This window comes from Pseudomonas sp. PvP009 (assembly GCF_017832995.1).
Taxonomy (GTDB): domain Bacteria; phylum Pseudomonadota; class Gammaproteobacteria; order Pseudomonadales; family Pseudomonadaceae; genus Aquipseudomonas; species Aquipseudomonas syringae.
The window spans coordinates 288713-306172 of the sequence record NZ_JAFIBG010000001.1 but is presented as its reverse complement, the minus strand read 5'-3'; the positions used below and the strand labels follow the sequence as shown (position 1 = coordinate 306172).

General features: G+C 59.4%; 15 protein-coding genes. 10 read left to right on the top strand and 5 right to left on the bottom strand.

The genetic code is table 11. The features are described from left to right. The first annotated feature begins 13 nt into the window (after positions 1-13). Complete coding sequence (locus JOE29_RS01250; RefSeq protein ID WP_003393654.1) at positions 14-1210, top strand: class I SAM-dependent rRNA methyltransferase; 1197 nt, start codon at positions 14-16, stop codon at positions 1208-1210. Between the two features lie 563 nt (positions 1211-1773). Here the strand turns inward: JOE29_RS01250 and JOE29_RS01245 are convergent. After that, complete coding sequence (locus JOE29_RS01245; RefSeq protein WP_057407301.1) at positions 1774-2520, bottom strand: TraX family protein; 747 nt, start codon at positions 2518-2520, stop codon at positions 1774-1776. Between the two features lie 99 nt (positions 2521-2619). Between JOE29_RS01245 and JOE29_RS01240 the strand changes: the two genes are divergently transcribed. The 6 genes from JOE29_RS01240 to msrA all read left to right on the top strand — a co-directional run bounded on the left by JOE29_RS01240 (position 2620) and on the right by msrA (position 11714). Further along, complete coding sequence (locus JOE29_RS01240) at positions 2620-3660, top strand: low specificity L-threonine aldolase (protein ID WP_003316332.1); 1041 nt, start codon at positions 2620-2622, stop codon at positions 3658-3660. 123 nt (positions 3661-3783) lie between these two features. Next, entirely contained in the window at positions 3784-5226 is a 1443-nt protein-coding gene (locus JOE29_RS01235) for a TldD/PmbA family protein (RefSeq protein ID WP_044312494.1), read from the top strand. Further along, complete coding sequence (locus JOE29_RS01230; RefSeq protein ID WP_210078732.1) at positions 5226-6551, top strand: metallopeptidase TldD-related protein; 1326 nt, start codon at positions 5226-5228, stop codon at positions 6549-6551. The genes JOE29_RS01235 and JOE29_RS01230 overlap by 1 nt, the downstream gene beginning before the upstream one ends. A 9-nt stretch (positions 6552-6560) precedes the next feature. Then, positions 6561-7973: a multidrug transporter subunit MdtD gene (gene mdtD / locus JOE29_RS01225; protein WP_003393661.1), complete on the top strand. Its 1413-nt coding sequence runs from the start codon at positions 6561-6563 to the stop codon at positions 7971-7973. Positions 7974-8223: 250 nt separating this feature from the next. After that, positions 8224-10917 carry a GGDEF and EAL domain-containing protein gene (locus tag JOE29_RS01220; RefSeq protein ID WP_099314832.1) on the top strand — a complete coding sequence of 898 codons (2694 nt, stop codon included), beginning with the start codon at positions 8224-8226 and terminating at the stop codon, positions 10915-10917. 149 nt (positions 10918-11066) lie between these two features. After that, positions 11067-11714: a peptide-methionine (S)-S-oxide reductase MsrA gene (gene msrA / locus JOE29_RS01215; RefSeq protein WP_003411967.1), complete on the top strand. Its 648-nt coding sequence runs from the start codon at positions 11067-11069 to the stop codon at positions 11712-11714. Positions 11715-11975: 261 nt separating this feature from the next. Here the strand turns inward: msrA and rlmJ are convergent, their stop codons facing one another. After that, positions 11976-12812, bottom strand: a complete 837-nt coding sequence (gene rlmJ, locus JOE29_RS01210) for a 23S rRNA (adenine(2030)-N(6))-methyltransferase RlmJ (protein ID WP_103365202.1) — start codon at positions 12810-12812, stop codon at positions 11976-11978. Between the two features lie 377 nt (positions 12813-13189). Between rlmJ and JOE29_RS01205 the strand changes: the two genes are divergently transcribed. Then, entirely contained in the window at positions 13190-13420 is a 231-nt protein-coding gene (locus JOE29_RS01205) for a DUF6124 family protein (RefSeq protein ID WP_003393667.1), read from the top strand. 119 nt (positions 13421-13539) lie between these two features. Continuing rightward, a complete protein-coding gene (locus JOE29_RS01200; protein WP_003347256.1) occupies positions 13540-13812 on the top strand; it encodes a hypothetical protein in 273 nt (90 codons plus the stop codon). A 172-nt stretch (positions 13813-13984) separates the two neighbouring features. Here the strand turns inward: JOE29_RS01200 and JOE29_RS01195 are convergent, their stop codons facing one another. The 3 genes from JOE29_RS01195 to gbcB all read right to left on the bottom strand — a co-directional run bounded on the left by JOE29_RS01195 (position 13985) and on the right by gbcB (position 15851). After that, positions 13985-14161 (bottom strand): hypothetical protein, encoded by a 177-nt coding sequence (locus tag JOE29_RS01195; RefSeq protein WP_154218250.1) that lies wholly within the window; start codon positions 14159-14161, stop codon positions 13985-13987. Positions 14162-14267: 106 nt separating this feature from the next. Beyond that, a complete protein-coding gene (locus tag JOE29_RS01190) occupies positions 14268-14462 on the bottom strand; it encodes a hypothetical protein (RefSeq protein WP_003347260.1) in 195 nt (64 codons plus the stop codon). 288 nt (positions 14463-14750) lie between these two features. After that, entirely contained in the window at positions 14751-15851 is a 1101-nt protein-coding gene (gbcB, locus tag JOE29_RS01185) for a glycine-betaine demethylase subunit GbcB (protein WP_003393669.1), read from the bottom strand. 309 nt (positions 15852-16160) lie between these two features. Between gbcB and gbcA the strand changes: the two genes are divergently transcribed. Then, positions 16161-17459, top strand: coding sequence for a glycine-betaine demethylase subunit GbcA (gene gbcA, locus JOE29_RS01180; protein WP_004415612.1), 1299 nt, complete (start codon positions 16161-16163; stop codon positions 17457-17459). Position 17460 lies beyond the last annotated feature (1 nt).

Genomic DNA, 17460 nt, shown 5'->3' with positions numbered 1-17460 from the left:
CAGGAGCGACGTCATGTCCCTGCCTAGCTTGCGCCTCAAAGCCAACGCCGACCGCCGCCTGCGCGCCGGTCATCTGTGGGTCTACAGCAACGAGATCGATGTAGCCGCCACCCCACTGCATGGTTTTGCAGCCGGTGATCAGGCCATCCTCGAAGCTGCGGGCGGCAAGCCGCTGGGCATCGTCGCCATGAGCCCCAACAACCTGATCTGCGCACGCCTGCTGTCCCGCGACATCAAGCTGCCGCTCGACAAGTCTCTGCTCGTCCACCGCCTCAATGTTGCGCTGTCGCTGCGTGAGCGTCTGTTCGACAAGCCCTTCTATCGCCTGGTCTACGGAGATTCCGACCTGCTGCCGGGTCTGGTGGTCGATCGTTTCGGTGACATTCTGGTCGTTCAGCTGGCCTCGGCCACGATGGAAAACCACAAGGAAGACATCATTGCGGCGCTGGTCCAGGTCATCAAGCCAAGCGGCATTCTGTTCAAAAACGATTCGGCGGCTCGCGACGCGGAAGGCCTGAATCGTTACGTCGAAACCGTGTTCGGTCTGGTACCGGAATGGGTCGCGCTGGAAGAGAACGGCGTGAAGTTCGAAGCACCGGTCATGGCAGGGCAAAAAACCGGCTGGTTCTATGACCACCGCATGAACCGCGCGCGCATCGCCCCTTACGTCAAAGGCAAGCGTGTGCTCGACCTCTACAGCTATATCGGTGGCTGGGGGATTCAGGCAGCGGCTTTCGGTGCCAGCGATGTCACCTGCGTCGACGCGTCGTCCTTCGCCCTAGATGGCGTGGAGCGCAACGCAGCCCTGAACGGTTTTGCAGAAAAGATGACCTGCATCGAAGGCGATGTCTTCGAAGCACTCAAGGAACTGAAAGCCGCTGAAGAACGTTTCGACGTGATCGTCGCCGACCCGCCGGCGTTCATCAAACGCAAGAAAGACATGAAAAACGGTGAAGGCGCCTACCGCCGCCTGAACGAGCAAGCCATGCGCCTGCTCAGCAAGGACGGCATTCTGGTCAGCGCGTCGTGCTCGATGCACCTGCCGGAAGACGACCTGCAGAACATCCTCCTGACCAGCGCCCGCCATCTGGACCGCAACATCCAGCTGCTGGAACGCGGCGGCCAGGGCCCGGACCATCCGGTACACCCGGCCATTGCCGAAACGCGCTACATCAAGAGCATCACCTGCCGGCTGCTGCCCAACAGCTGACACCGAAGCGCCCGGCCTCGTCGCGCCTACAAGTGCTCGCTGTTCCTGACTATGACTATGACTATCGTGCCAATGCTCTGCGTTGGCACGCCGTTCCGGACGCTCTGCGTCCTCTTGCGACGCAGAGCGTCGCGAAATGCATTCCCACGCGGAGCATGGGAACGATAGTCAAGACCGAAGCCACTGCCGCAAAAGTGCTTTTCTCCCACGGTGGCGCTGACGACGCAGAGTGCGACGTTAGTGACGGCTGAGTCCTGGCGCTGATCCGGGGGTAGCCTGGCAGGACGCCAGGCTAGCCGCACCGTGCCATGGATGGCGCGTTGCGGCGACCCCCGGATCAGTGACAGGGCGAAGGAACCCGACGAAGTCGGGCCGGAAACCGGAGCGAAAGGTTTTGGTTACTTTGGCCTCATCAAAGTAACTCGCCGAGGGGCGAAAAGGTGACCGGAGCCGACCCCCCATCCACCTGACATCGCAGAACCCCTGTGTGACGCAGAGCGTCACGAACTGCATTCCCACGCGGAGGAACGAGAAGTGTGTGAGGACGCTCTGCGTCCTCCCGATCAAACCCTGCCCAACACTCCCCGCACGCCCAGCAACAGCAGAAAGTGCAGCGGATAGATCGCATAGGCCCAGCGCCGCATCGGGATCACTGCGAACCCGGGCTTTGCCCGCAGCAGCGCGATGCCCAGTAAAGGCGCCAACACGCAAGCCACTATCGAACCGATGGAAATCGGATCGCCCCAGCTCGCACCGGCAAACATCTGGGGCCAAGCATTACCCGCCAGACAAAAGACCGCCGGGAACAACGCACACCAAAGTCGCTTTTCCAGCACCAGCACAAAGACCAGCGGCAGCAACACACCGGCAAAGCCAAACATCAGGTATTTCTGGAGGATCGCCGTCAGCAGCAGTGCAACAAGGGCCATCACTCGGGTTGTCGGATTGCGCTGCTGCCAGCCCTGAGCAATCACCAGCCCCAACAGCAGGGTCGGCATCACATTCAGCACGCTCGCGTCAGCCATGAACAGCCGATACGGGATCTCCGACAACCCGGCAAACACCAGCAGCCAGCCCAGATAGCGCCATTGCACCCGCGGGGCCACAATCGCTGCGCTGCGCCGGGAAAGATTCACGGCAATTGCCAGGCAGAACCAGGGAAAGGCAAAACGCCCCGGCACGTAAAGAAAATCGACTGACCAGCCCACATAGCGAAGGTGGTCAAGCACCATACTCAACATCGCCAGCCACTTGAGCAGGTCCAGCGCCTTGTTGCGTCCGGGCAGAAAAGGCGGGTTGGAAAGATCCATAGTGCTCCTGAATGGGGAATTGCGTCATGCAGCCAACACATGACCGAACCTTATATTGTCGCTACAGTGCGCACCATAATTGCCCATAAGGAATCGGCCATGACAGACCAAAGCCAACAGTTCGCCAGCGACAACTATTCCGGTATCTGCCCTGAAGCCTGGGCAGCCATGGAGCAGGCGAACAAGGGCCATCAACGCGCTTATGGTGATGATCAATGGACTGCACGCGCTTCGGATGATTTCCGCCGACTGTTCGAAACCGACTGCGAAGTGTTTTTCGCCTTCAACGGCACGGCGGCCAACTCGCTGGCGCTGTCATCGCTGTGCCAGAGTTACCACAGTGTCATCTGTTCGGAAACGGCTCACGTCGAAACCGATGAATGCGGTGCGCCGGAGTTTTTCTCCAACGGCTCCAAACTGCTGACCGCACGCAGCGCGGGCGGCAAGCTGACCCCGGAATCGATTCGTGAAGTGGCGCTCAAGCGTCAGGACATTCACTACCCCAAGCCGCGCGTGGTGACCCTCACCCAGGCCACTGAGGTGGGCGGCGTCTATCAGCCGGAAGAACTCAAGGCGATCAGCGCGACCTGCAAAGAACTGGGCCTGCATCTGCACATGGACGGTGCCCGCTTCTCCAATGCCTGCGCCTTTCTGGAGGCCTCCCCGGCTGAACTGACCTGGAAGTCCGGCGTTGACGTGTTGTGCTTCGGCGGCACCAAAAACGGTATGGCGGTGGGCGAAGCCATTCTGTTTTTCGACCATGATCTGGCTGAAGACTTCGACTATCGCTGCAAGCAGGCCGGGCAACTGGCGTCGAAAATGCGCTTCCTGTCTGCACCGTGGGTCGGCCTGCTGGAAAACGACGCCTGGCTCAAACACGCCCGCCACGCCAACCGCTGTGCGCAACTGCTCGCCGAACTGGTCAAGGACATTCCTGGCGTGGAGCTGATGTTCCCGGTGCAGGCCAATGGCGTGTTCCTGCAGCTGTCGGAGCCGGCCATTGCTGCATTGACCGCGCGAGGCTGGCGCTTCTATACCTTCATCGGCAACGGCGGCGCACGTTTCATGTGCTCGTGGGACACCGAAGAAGAGCGCGTGCGTGAACTGGCCGCCGATATCAGGCTGGTGATGCAGGGCTGAAGCGTCTAAATCAAGCTTGCAGGTGCAGCCCGACGAGCGACGGGTTAATCTCCTTCTCAACGGCAAACGGCCCACAAGGCCGTCCGGACTTTACCGACCGCCCTCAAGAAGGAGCTTGTCTGCATGTTCGATTTCTCCGCCCGGCTCAAGCAGCATTTCGCTGCCCTGCAGAGTGAAGCGCAATTCTTTTCCGTACGTTACGTGCACCGCACCGGCCAACGCCTGTGCGTGCGCAAGAATGTGGCCGAGCCGCCGTCACTGATCAGCGACGAGGGCGCCATGCTGACCGTGCGCCTGAATGGCGTTGAAGCCTACGCCGCTACCAACGACATCTCCCTGAAGGGTTTGCAGGCTGCCTTGCAGCAGGCCGAAACCCTGGCCCGCCGTCTGGCACCGCATGCGCTGCTGAACCTGAGTGATCAAGCTGTCTCGAGCGCCAAGGCTGACTACCTGTCGCCAAACATGGATCGAGCCTTCCCGCCACTCAGCGACTGCATCGGCCTGTTGATGGCCGAGTCCAGCGCGGTCCCGGCAGACGAACGCCTGGTCAACTGGCAGGCCATACTGGGTCTGGAAACCGTCGAGCAAATCTACCTCAACAGCGCGGGCGCGCAATTGCGTCAGGCGCAGCGCTTTGTGTTTCCGGGCATGAGCGTGACGGCCTACGACGGTCGCGACAGCCAGACGCGCACTCTGGGCGGGCATAACTTCGGCCAGCAAGGTGGCATCGAAGTGCTGAGCAGTTGTGGCCTGATCGGGTCTGCCGCCAACGTCGCCGACGAAGCGTTGCAGCTGATCCTCGCCCCCAACACGCCATCAGGCCCACGCGACCTGCTGCTGATGCCCGATCAGATGGTCCTGCAGATTCACGAGTCCATCGGCCATCCCCTGGAGCTGGACCGGATTCTCGGTGACGAGCGCAATTACGCAGGCACCAGTTTCGTCAAAACGACTGACTTCGGCACCCTGCAATACGGCTCCAGCCTGCTGAACGTGACTTTCGACCCGGAGATTCCCGAGCAGTTGGCCAGCTACGCGCACGATGACGATGGTACGTCAGCCAGCAAGCAGTTCCTGATTCGTGACGGCCTGCTGCAACGCCCGCTCGGCGGTGCCCTGTCGCAATACCGCAGCGGTCTGGCGGGCGTCGCCAACAGCCGCGCCTCCAGCTGGAACCGTGCCCCCATCGATCGTATGGCTAACCTGAACATCGAACCGGGTGACCAGTCGCTGGACAGTCTGATCGGCAACATCGAGCACGGCATTCTGATGTCGAGCAATCGCTCCTGGTCCATCGACGATGCACGCAACAAATTCCAGTTCGGCTGCGAATGGGGCCAACTGATCGAGAACGGCGAGCTCAAGGACGTGGTGAAGAACCCCAATTATCGGGCGATCTCTGCGCAATTCTGGAAAAACCTCAGCGCAGTCGGTGATGCCAGCACCTTCCAGGTCCTTGGCACACCGAATTGCGGTAAGGGCGAACCCAACCAGGTGATCCGTGTAGGTCATGCCTCTCCGGCGTGTGTGTTTGCCAATGTCGATGTGTTTGGAGGAGATGCCTGATGTCGCACCAACAGCAGTTCGAGGCGCTGGTCGCCGTGCTCAAGGCTGCCATCAGCCCAACGGAACACTTCACTCTGGCCTACGACGCCGAGGCGTCTGACTTCATCCGGTTCAACCACGGCCAGGTTCGACAGGCCGGGAGCGTCCAGCAGGTCATCGTGACGTTCAAACTGATCGATGACGGCCGGCATGCCAATCTGGAACTGACCTTGTCCGGCGACGCCGAGACCGACCAGCAGCGCCTTGTCGACGCCCTGCAACAACTGCGCGAAACACTGCCGTCGCTGGCCAGGGATCCCTATCTGTTGCCCAACACGAATGCCTGGCAAAGCAGTAACGTTCAAGACTTGCCGCTGCCGGACAGCGCCCGGGTCGTCGAGCAGATCAGCGAACTGGCAGGCGATCTGGACCTGGTAGGCTTTTATGCGGCAGGCCCGCTTTACCGCGGCTTCGCCAGTTCGTGGGGCGCGCTGGGCTGGCATCATGCCAACAGCTTCAATTTCGACTGGAGCCTGTTTCACGAAAACGGCCAGGCAGTGAAAGCCAACTACGCGGGTCACCACTGGAGCGACGAAGCCTTCGCGCAACGCTTTCAGCAGGCCCGCGAACAGCTGGAATTTCTCGGCCGCCCGCTGCATGCGCTAAAGCCCGGACAATACCGCGCGTACCTGGCGCCAGCGGCTCTGGACGAAGTCATCGGCATGCTCACCTGGGGCGGATTTTCCGCGCAGTCACTGGCCAGTAAACGCAGCCCGCTACAAAGGCTGTATGACGGCGAGACGCTTTTCAGCCCGCTGGTCAACTTCGACGAGCAAGTCAGCGGTTCGCTCTCGCCGGCGTTTTCACGCGAAGGCTACCCACGCAAGGACCTGAAACTGATCGTCGACGGGCAAGCCCGCGATCGACTGGTGGATTCGAGCAGCGCTGCCGAATACGACCTGCCTACCAACGGCGCGGATGATGGCGAAGGTCCAAGCGCGTTGAGCATTGCCGGCGGTTCGCTGGAGCTGGATCAGATCCTTGCAAGGCTCGGTACCGGTCTTTACATCAGTAACCTGTGGTACCTGAACTTCTCCGACCGCGCCGCTGCGCGCCTCACCGGAATGACACGTTTCGCAACGTTCTGGGTCGAAGAGGGCAAGATCGTCGCGCCGGTGAGCACCATGCGTTTCGATGACAGCGCCTACAGCCTGCTGGGCAGCGCACTGGAGGACCTGACCAAAGAAAGGGAACTGATTCTCCAATCGAGTACCTACAGTCAGCGCCAGACTGGTTCAATCCAGTTGCCTGGCGCATTGATCAGCCGACTTACCCTCACGCTATAGCAGGAGCCTATGCAGAACTCAGCAGCGCCGATCATGGACGAAAAGACCCTGCGCTGGATGCCATGGGTCATCGCCATCGCATTCTTCATGCAAAGCCTGGACGGCACGATTCTCAACACCGCCTTGCCGTCCATGGCCCGCTCGCTGGCAGAAGACCCATTGCGCATGCAGTCGGTCGTCATCGCCTACATGCTGACCATTGCGCTGCTGATCCCGGCTTCGGGCTGGATCGCCGACCGGTTCGGGATCAAGCGCATCTTCTTCAGCGCCATCCTGCTGTTCAGCTTCGGATCGTTGCTGTGTGCGCTGTCCTGGTCATTGAACGTATTGGTGGCCGCCCGGGTGATTCAGGGGCTGGGGGGCGCGCTGATGCTGCCCATAGGACGCCTGATCGTATTGCGCGCCTATCCGCGATCGGAGCTGGTGCGGATCATGGGTTTTATCACCGTGCCGGGCCTTTTGGGTCCGTTGCTGGGCCCGACGCTTGGCGGCTGGATGGTCGAGTACCTGAGCTGGCACTGGATTTTCCTGATCAACATTCCGGTCGGCATCCTCGGTTGCTATGCCGTCAAACACTTCATCCCTGATCTTCCGGGAGGCGGTCGAACGCGGTTTGACGGCGTCGGCTTCATCCTGTTTGGCGCGGCGATGGTATTGATCACCATTGCCCTGGAGGGCCTGGGCGAGCTGCACCTGCCACACATGCGCGTGGTGCTGCTGCTGTTTGCCGGAATGGGCTGCCTGGCAGCGTATTGGCTGCGTGCCGGGCACATAGAATCGCCGTTGTTTGCCCCGTCACTGTTCCGTACCCGGACGTTTGCGGTCGGCATCATGGGCAACCTGTTCGCCCGCCTGGGCAGCGGTGCCCTGCCGTTTCTGGTGCCGTTGCTGCTGCAAGTAGCGCTGGGATATTCGCCATCTCAGGCGGGTATGAGCATGTTGCCGCTGGCGGCCGCGGGCATGTTCGCCAAGACCGTCGCCCGCTGGCTGATCGAGCGGCTGGGCTATCGCACGATTCTGACCGGCAACACACTGCTGCTGGGCATCCTCCTGGCCAGCCTGGCGCTGGTGGATGTGCAAACCCCCTACTGGGTATTGCTCGTGCATCTGGGACTGCTCGGCGCGGTCAACTCCTTGCAGTTCACGGCCATGAATACGGTCACACTGATCGATCTGGACGATGCCAGCGCAGCAAGTGGCAACAGCCTGCTTTCGGTGGTGGCGCAGCTCTCGCTGAGTCTTGGCGTGGCAAGCGCAGCAGCCTTGCTGGGTGGTTTCAGCGAAGAAGTTGCCACCGGCGAGGTCAGCAGCATGTTGGGGGCATTCCAGCTGACCTTCCTGAGTGTCGGGGTGCTGGCGATGTTTGCAGCAGGTATTTTTCTGCAATTGCCAGCGAAGGAACACCGCGTGGCCAAAGCCTGATTGACAACGGCACGTGACTAGAGCAAATCTGCAAAGCGAATTCCCCTGAAAAATGGGGGGTTCGCCCGAAAAATCAACGAATTTGAGTATCCGACCAGATACACTGAAGAACCTGGACAACCGGCCGACACTTTTATAGCACTAAGCCACTGTGGTCTCTTGTAAGCACGGGCCGCATGATGCAACCTTGCCATACGCGAAAGTGGGTTTTACCCCCGTCGCGACTAGTATTTCGGAAGCGAGTTTGTTCATGAAAAGCCAAACCGATGCTGCCGGTAGATCCGCAGCCGAGGTAGTGACGCAATTGCCAGTGCCTTCGCGCCTGGGAATGCTGCGTTTCGAGCGGCTGAATGAAGCCAATTGGGCGCTATTGTTTCTCGATCCAAATTGCGAAAGGCAGTTCGGAGTGGCAGCCGTTGACCTTTGTGCCTTGATTGGATCCCCTTACGCCAGCCTCATGGAGCCGGAAGCTCGTTATCAACTGCACGATGACATCCAGCAGCAACTGGCCTCTTCCCCGAATTACCTGATCCGCTACACCCTTCACACCCCCAAAGGCCCCCTTGGCCTGCTGGAAATCGGCGAAGCCTACAAACAGCACAACCGCCATCTATTACGTGGTTATTTTCTGATCGTCGAAGGCCTTGTCACGACTGGCGAACCCGTCACGGACTCCGATCTGGAAACCCGCAACCTGCGCCTGCAGATTGCTCTGGAACTCAATCAGCGCGCCCAGCGCGACCAGTTTGCCCACCTGGAGCGCGTGCGTGCCCAGCAGGATCTGATCCTGCGCCTGACCCGACATCGCTACACCACGGCCAACACCTTGCTCGAAGCGGCAGAGCTGATCACCAAAAGCGCCTGCGATATTTACGATGTCGACCACGTCAGTATCTGGAACCTCAACGACAAGCGCCTGGAGCCGATCACCGACTACAGCCGCGAAACCGGCGACTACCAGTCGCGCACGCCGGTGGATATCAGCCCCTACCCCACCTACCTGCAAGCGCTGAATACCAGCCGGGCGATCGACGCCAGCAATATCCAGACTGACCCGCGTACCTGCGAAATGGCCAAAATCCTGAACCCGGGAGAAACCAGGGCGGTTCTCGATGCCAGTATTCGCATCGATGGTCAGGTGATCGGTGTGCTGTGTCTGGAACAGTCCGGCTCGACGCGCGAATGGCAGTCCGACGAGATCGCCTTCGCCGGCGAGCTGGCGGACCAGTTTGCCCAGGTCATCAACAACCATAACCGTCGCGCTGCGACCAACGCACTGCACCTGTTCCAGCGCGCGGTAGAACAAAGCGCCAACGCCTTTCTGCTGGTCAACTGCAACGGCGTGGTTGAATACGTAAACCCGAGTTTCACGGCGATCACCCAGTACAGCTCGGAGGAAGTCTCCGGTCACAAGCTGTCGGAATTGCCCGCGCTGGAAAACCTCAACCAGTTGCTGCTGGAAGCCAACTCCAGTCTGACCAACAGCAACAGCTGGCAGGGCGAGTTCAAAAGCCGGCGCAAGAACCTCGAACCCTACTGGGGCCAGCTGTCGATTTCCAAGGTGTATGGCGATAATCGCGAGCTGACTCACTATATCGGCATCTACGAAGACATCACCCAGAGCAAGCTGGCCCAGCAGCGCATCGAGCGCCTGGCGTACACCGATAACCTGACCAACCTCGGCAACCGTCCGGCCTTTATCCGCAATCTGGACGAACGCTTTGCACGCGACACCGATACGCCGATGAGCCTGTTGCTGGTCGACATCGATAATTTCAAGCGCATCAACGACAGCCTCGGCCACCAGACCGGTGACAAACTGCTGATCAGTCTGGCGCGCCGCCTGCGCAACACCTTGAGCCCGTCCGATGTGCTGGCGCGCTTTGCCAGTAATGAATTTGCCGTGCTGATCGACAACACCGATCAGGAAGCCGGACAGGCCACCGCCACCCAGGTGCTGGCCACGCTGGACAAGCCGATGTTCGTCGACAATCAGTTGATCAGCGTCACCGGTTCGGTGGGTCTCGCCTGCGCGCCGCTGCATGGTCGTGATCCGCAGACCCTGATGAAAAACGCCGGTCTGGCCCTGCACAAGGCCAAAGCCAACGGCAAACATCAGGTTCAGGTGTTCACCGAAGCATTGAATGCCGAGGCCAGCTACAAACTGTTCGTGGAAAACAACCTGCGCCGCGCCCTGACCCAGAACGAGCTGGAGGTGTTCTATCAGCCCAAGCTGTGCCTGCTGACCGGTCGTCTGCTGGGCATGGAGGCGCTGTTGCGCTGGAACCATCCTGAAAAAGGCATGATCCGACCGGACCAGTTCATCAGCGTGGCCGAAGAGACCGGCCTGATCATCCCCATCGGTAAATGGGTCGCGCGTCAGTCCTGTCGCATGAGCAAGGACCTGACCGCCGCAGGGTTCGGCAACCTGCAAGTAGCCATCAATGTATCGCCCAAGCAGTTCTCCGACCCGGAACTGGTGTCGTCGATTGCCGCCATCCTCAAAGAAGAAGAGCTTGACCCTTCGCTGCTGGAGCTGGAGCTGACCGAAGGCCTGTTGCTGGAAGCGACAGAAGACACCCGCCAGCAACTCGACTCGTTGAAGAAGCTCGGCCTGTCGTTGGCCATGGACGACTTCGGCACCGGTTACTCGTCATTCAGTTACCTGAAGAAATTCCCCATCGATGTGATCAAGATCGATCGCAGTTTCATCCGCGATATTCCGGATGATGAAGACGACATGGAAATCACCTCTGCGGTCATCGCCATGGCCCACAACCTCAAGCTCAAAGTGGTCGCCGAAGGCATTGAAACCGCGGCTCAGCTGGCCTTCCTGCGGCGCCATCGCTGCGATGTCGGCCAGGGCTATCTGTTCGACAGACCTATCCCCGGCGAAGAGTTGATCGAGAAACTGAAGCGTTACCCTCGTCGCCCATCCGCCTGACAACCTTCCCTGCACCCCGCTCTCTCGGGCACACTGTAAGTCTGTTATTACACGGCAGCACTTGTTCTGCGTGTAACGGGACCTATGTATGTGTATTGATCATCCGTCCTGCCACCCGCTGCCTGTCTGCACACGAGAGGATATGGTTCATGACTTTGCGCTCGGAAATTCTAGTGAATAAAAACGTACTGCCTACCGCCGAACAAGCACTGCCGGGTCGTGAAATACCTATGGCGCTTCCGGAAACTCACTTCGTCAACGGCAATCCGCTGTTGGGACCGTTTTCGAGCAATGTCGAATTCGCCATCTTCGGCATGGGTTGCTTCTGGGGCGCAGAACGTCGTCTGTGGCAACAGGACGGTGTGGTGAGCACTGTCGCCGGCTACGCAGGCGGATTTACCCCGAACCCGACCTACGAAGAAGTCTGCTCCGGGCTGACCGGCCACACCGAAGTGGTGCTGGTGGTCTACGAGCCAGCAAAAATCAGCTACGAGAATCTGCTGAAGGTGTTCTGGGAAGTGCACAACCCGACTCAAGGCATGCGTCAGGGCAATGACATCGGCACGCAGTATCGCTCGGTGATCTACTGCACCACTCCCGAGCAGCTCGACGCCGCCAAAGCCAGTGCCGAAACGTTCCAGGCGGAACTGAACAAGGCCGGTAAGGGCACCATCACCACCGAAATCGAGCAGGCCCCGACGGTTTACTTTGCCGAAGCCTACCACCAGCAATACCTGGCCAAGAACCCACAGGGCTACTGCGGGCTGGGCGGCACGGGTGTGTGCATGCCGGCTTGATTCGCGCCTGGCGGCCCGAAAACAGCGTTTTTCAGGCTTCTGCCCGCAGGGCGTAGGAGCGAACTTGTTCGCGAAGATAGTAGTTCAGGTGACGCATTTTCGCCGAATATACTGGCCCTTTCGCGAACAAGTTCGCTCCTACGACCTACGGTCAGAATCAAAAGCGGGCTTATGTATAACGCTGAGCTCCGCGTGGGAATGCAGCTCTGGACGCTCTGCGTCCGCCCCTGACCGCGCAACACGGCCTGGATGCAGGCACACCTACTCGGCAATCAACCAGTCCATCTTCCAGCCGCCCTGGGTCTGGCCCAGTTTCTGGGCGAGGTATGGCATCAGCTCGCGCAGTTCTTCTTCCAGACCCCATGGCGGATTGGCGATAGCCAGGCCTGAACCGTTGAGGCTGGCCGGGGTGTCCAGCGGGTGGACGAACAATTCAACGCGCAACAGCTTGGGCGCGCCAGTTTCCGCCAGGTCCTGATAGAAGCGGCGCAGCAGGCGGGTATCCTTGATCGGGTACCAGATCGCCGCCACTGTCTGACGCATGCGCCCGATGGTTTCCTTGAGCGCAACCGCGCAACGCTTCATTTCATCGAGTTGCTCGAATGGCGGGTCGATGAGCATGACAGCACGCTTTTCCGCCACGGGCAGCAAGGCGCGCGGGACATGCCAGCCTTCCCCAAGATGCACCGCCACGCGGCGGTCGCCCTTCATGTTCTCCTTGAGCAGACGCCCGTCTTCGGGGTGCTTCTCGTTGAGCAGCACCCGCTCGCGCTCACGGGCCAGGCGGCGAGCCAGTTCCGGCGAACCGGGGTAGTAGCGCAGCTCGCCATCCGGGTTCATGTCGTGCAGCACTTGCAGATAGTCGGACGCCAGCGCTGGCAGATCCGTGGCGTTCCACAGACGGCCGATACCTTCCAGCCATTCTCCGGTGCGCGTGGCCTGATCGCCTTTGAGGTCGTACAGGCCGAGCCCGGCGTGGGTGTCGAGATAGGCGAACGGCTGCTCCTTGCGCGCCATGAGGGCGATCAGGCGAGTCAGGGTCAGGTGTTTGAAGACGTCGGCGTGGTTGCCGGCATGGTAGGCGTGACGGTAATTCATGGCAGCTCCTGGCAAGCTGCGCAGTTTAGCAAACCTGAGCAACGAACAAGAATTTGTAACGAATTTGCGGGACTCGTCTCTTTCACTTGAAGGAAATTTCCGAGAAACTCCCGGCCCCTTGTGCCTGCCTGTTTCGATCTCTACTCTGCGCCCGTCGCTGCATATTCAGCGGTGAGGATTAGTAGCCCTCGTTATCCAGGCGCATTGCGCCACCTTGTGCAGGTGCCCTTTCACGGCCTGCGCTTTTATGGTGGTCGTGCGTGGGGCATCTTTGGATGCACCGGGGTTCCTGGACCGGGCTACTACCTGCGCATGATCACCACCCTCGATTAGTAGCCGACGGTGATGGTCTTCTAAAACTCCAGGAGATACATCACATGCTGAAAATCGTCCCCGATCCGCCCCTCTTCACCGCCAACCCCGATGTCAGCCCTGAAGACGCCCTGATGCATGCCAGTGACTTGCTGCGCTGCGCAGCCACCAGCGCCTGTGAATTCAGCGACAGCATGACCGGCACCCAGCGCGACATGACGCTGTCGATCATGCACCTGGTGGAAATGGCTAAGGTTATGGTCGACAGAACCATAGACAACCTGCAAACCGAATGACCGCATGAACTGAAAACGACGCACTTGTAGCCAATCCTGCCACTCACGACAGGCAGGGGTTGCCCGCAGGCGGTTGTCCTTCCAGAATCGGAAAAAGCCCGATCAAAGGAACAGACGTCATGATGCACGCAGATTTGATTGACCAGGAAGACCTGCTCGGCCAGCTCAGAGCCCTGGGCTTCGAAGCACCCGGCGGCGCCACCGCTGAACAAGCCTGCGCAAACGCCGTCTGCGGCCTCAACGCCGAACGCGCGACCGCCTTGCGACGCCTGGTAGAACAACTCCTGACCGGCAGCGCCACCCTCCTCCCCGCCGTCCGCCAGGCCATCGACCAGCAACTGCTGCCCGCGCTGGCGGCTTATAAGCAGAGTCACAGTGGACCAGGTCAATAAACGCAGCGCTTATGCTTCAAAGAAGGATGCCGCTCTGAGCGCGTTGCACCAAATGCTCGGCAACATTTTGAGCGAGGGGTTTTAGTCCAGAGCATGATTGTCTGGTTGCCGAAAGATGAATGTGCACTTCCACCGCCGCAAATGAACGGGGATTCAGCGCACTTGATACAACTTACAGGTGAGTAATGACCTGCATTGCAACCAATGAGATAAGCGCTGCAATAGCTCCGGTTGCGAACGGCAAAAGACCAATGCGTGTAGCAAATGACTCCTTGGCGCTCATGCGTGCATCCAGATCAGCTATTTCATGACTGACGGATGAATCTGCTTTTGGATTCAAGGTATCCATAATGCGTCCTGTAAAAATAGGGTTCAGGCCTATCACACGTCCCGTGCGAACAATCTGAACCTTTCACCGTTAAAACTCAAGGGCCGAAGGGTAGGGGCTATGGCAATCAGCTTGGTGCCAATAACTTAAGGATTGCGCTGCCCGCCGTTATGAGTCCCGCGCCAACCAGAAACGGATACCAGAACGCCTCCCGTTTCAATTTCCTGTCTTCAGAAAGGAGTTTTCGAGTTTCTGCAACAAGCTTACGGCATTCCAGTTGCAGCTTTTCAAGCTCCAGATTGTGACGATTATTTTGTAACATCACACGTCCTGTGGGGGTTATAGGCATTCAGCTCGCAGTGCCAAGAGATGATTACTGCCGGGAGACCTCCGTGTAAATCGTCTTTATGATACAGAAATGCATCAGAGCCATTCCGCATGCGCGATACACCGCAATCCGCAATCCGCAGTTCCGCAGTTCCGTGACGCAGAGCGTCACGCAATGCATTCTCACGCTGGAGCGTGAGGAACGATAAGGCTCTGACTATCGTGCCCATGCTCCGTGGGTATGCCGTTCGTGATGCTCTGCGTCACAGGGTTTCAGGCGTGCTCAATACTCAATCCGCACATCGCCCTTCGGCACGCTGCAGCAGGACAGAATGTACCCCTCTGCAACATCCTCGTCGGTGATGCCGCCGTTGTGCTCCATCTCGACTTCTCCGCTCAGTTTCATGACCTTGCAGGTCCCGCAGATGCCCATGCCGCAGGCTTTGGGGATCATCAGGCCGAGTTTGGCGGCGGCGGCATGCACGGTTTCGCCCGGCCCCACGCGAATGCTCTTGCCGGTGTCGGTGAACTCCACCTGATGCAGGTCAGCAGCGTCGACATCCGGCGCGTCGGCAGCGATTTCGGCCTGCTCGACGGCATCGGCCCTGGCTTCTGGCGGTGTCGCACCAAACGATTCTTCATGGTACTGCGCCATGTTGAAGCCGTTTTCCTGCAGCAGTCGCTTGACCGCGGTCATGTACGGCGTCGGCCCGCAGCAGAACACCTCGCGCTCCATGAAGTCGGGCGCCATCAGTTCAAGCATCTTCTGGTTCAGGTAGCCGCGATAACCCGCCCACGGCTCGCCCAGCCCGTGTTTTTCACAGACCAGGTGCAGGTTGAAGTTGTCGATCCGCGACGCCATGTGCTCCAGCTCGCGATGGTAGATGATGTCTTTCGGTGAGCGCGCGCTGTGCACGAAAACCATGTCGACGTTGGCGTTGGTGTCGTAGAACCAGCGCGCCATGGACATCACCGGCGTGATACCGACACCGCCGCTCAGGTAGAGAATCTTCGGGTTCGGGAAATCGATGGCGTTGAACAGCCCGACCGGCCCATGTACCGCCAGCTCCTGCCCTTCAATCAGCGTGTCATGCAGGTAGTTGGAAACCCTGCCGCCCGGCACGCGTTTGACGGTGATAGAAAAACTGTACGGTACCGATGGCGAACTGGAGATGGTGTAAGAACGCATGATCGGCAGGCCGTCGATCTCCAGCTCCAGGGTCACGAACTGGCCCGGCTTGAAGAAAAACATGATCGGCTGGTCGGCCATGAAGCAAAACGTGCGCACGTCCCAGGTTTCCTGGATGACTTTGACGACACGTACCAGGTGACGCCCGTTGGCCCATGTCTGGGTCGTGACCGGGCTCAGGAAACTTTGGGACATACTCGATCTCCACGGCCGACTGTCGGCCTCTCATGCTGCGGATTCTGCGTAACGCCCGAGGCGGCCATTTATCTATCAACGACATTCACGTACTTACCGCGACCAGCCCCGTCCAACAAGGCCTGTCGCGTCGGGAACGGATGCGGCCATGTCGCCCATGGATAAGGTTCACTGCGCGCCCGGCTCCACACTCGCCACCAAGGGTCATCAGCATGATCGACTGATCTATCCTCATGCTTGAAACGCGATCACACCCGTATCAGCCACATTCGCAGGCCGCCCATGCCGCGGTCATGAGGGATTCAATCGATGGACGTCACCGCAACCTTGAGCCTGGGCGATCCGCTGGAACCTGCACGCAAGGCCACTGCCGAGATGCTGCAGAATCGCGAGCGCACGTACTCGCTGCCGCAGCCCTTCTACAGTGATGAGCGACTGTTTGAAATCGACATGCAGGAAATCTTTCACAAAGAGTGGCTGATTGCCGGGATGACGTGCGAAATCCCGACCAAGGGCAATTACCTGACGCTGCAGATCGGCAAGAACCCGATCCTGGTCGTGCGTGGCCCGGACGGTGTCGTCAACGCGTTCCATAACGTATGCCGCCATCGCGGCTCGCGCCTGTGCACGGCCGAAAAAGGCAAAGTCGCCAAACTGGTTTGCCACTATCACCAGTGGACGTATGAACTCGACGGTCGCCTGCTGTATGCGGGTACTGAAATGGGCGACGACTTTGACATGAAGCAGTTCGGCCTCAAGCCGGTCCACGTCAAGACCGCGGGCGGCTACATTTTCATCAGCCTGGCCGAGAACCCGCCAGCCATCGACGAGTTCCTGTCGACACTGCGCCATTACATGGAACCCTATGACATGGAAAACACCAAGGTGGCGGTGCAAACCACCTTGATGGAGAAGGCCAACTGGAAGCTGGTGCTGGAAAACAACCGCGAGTGCTACCACTGCAGTGGCTCGCACCCGGAATTGCTCAAGACGCTGCTGGAATGGGACGACGTCACCGATCCCCGCGCCGATCAGACCTTCAAGGATCATGTGGCCGCGTCCGCCGCTGCCTGGGACGCAGAGAAAATTCCCTACGCCCACGCCAGCTTCGGCCTGCGCAACCGTATCGTGCGCATGCCACTGCTCAAAGGCACAGTGTCGATGACCATGGACGGCAAGGTCGGCTGCAAGAAACTGATGGGCCGCATCCAGAACCCTGACCTGGGCTCCATGCGCATTCTGCATTTGCCGCATTCCTGGAACCACTGCATGGGCGATCACATCATCGTCTTCACGGTGTGGCCGATCAGCGCACAGGAAACCATGGTCTCCACTAAATGGATTGTCCACAAGGATGCGGTCGAAGGCGTGGATTACGACGTCGAGCGTATGCGCCAGGTCTGGGACGCCACTAATGATCAGGACCGTCGTCTGGCCGAGGAAAACCAGCGCGGTATCAACTCCAGCGCCTATCAACCCGGCCCTTACTCGAAAACCTACGAATTCGGCGTGGTCAACTTCGTCGACTGGTACAGCTCGCGCATGCTGGAAAACCTCGGCGCAGAGCCTGCACCGTATTTGAAAGGCGTAGCGGTCAATCACGAGTAGC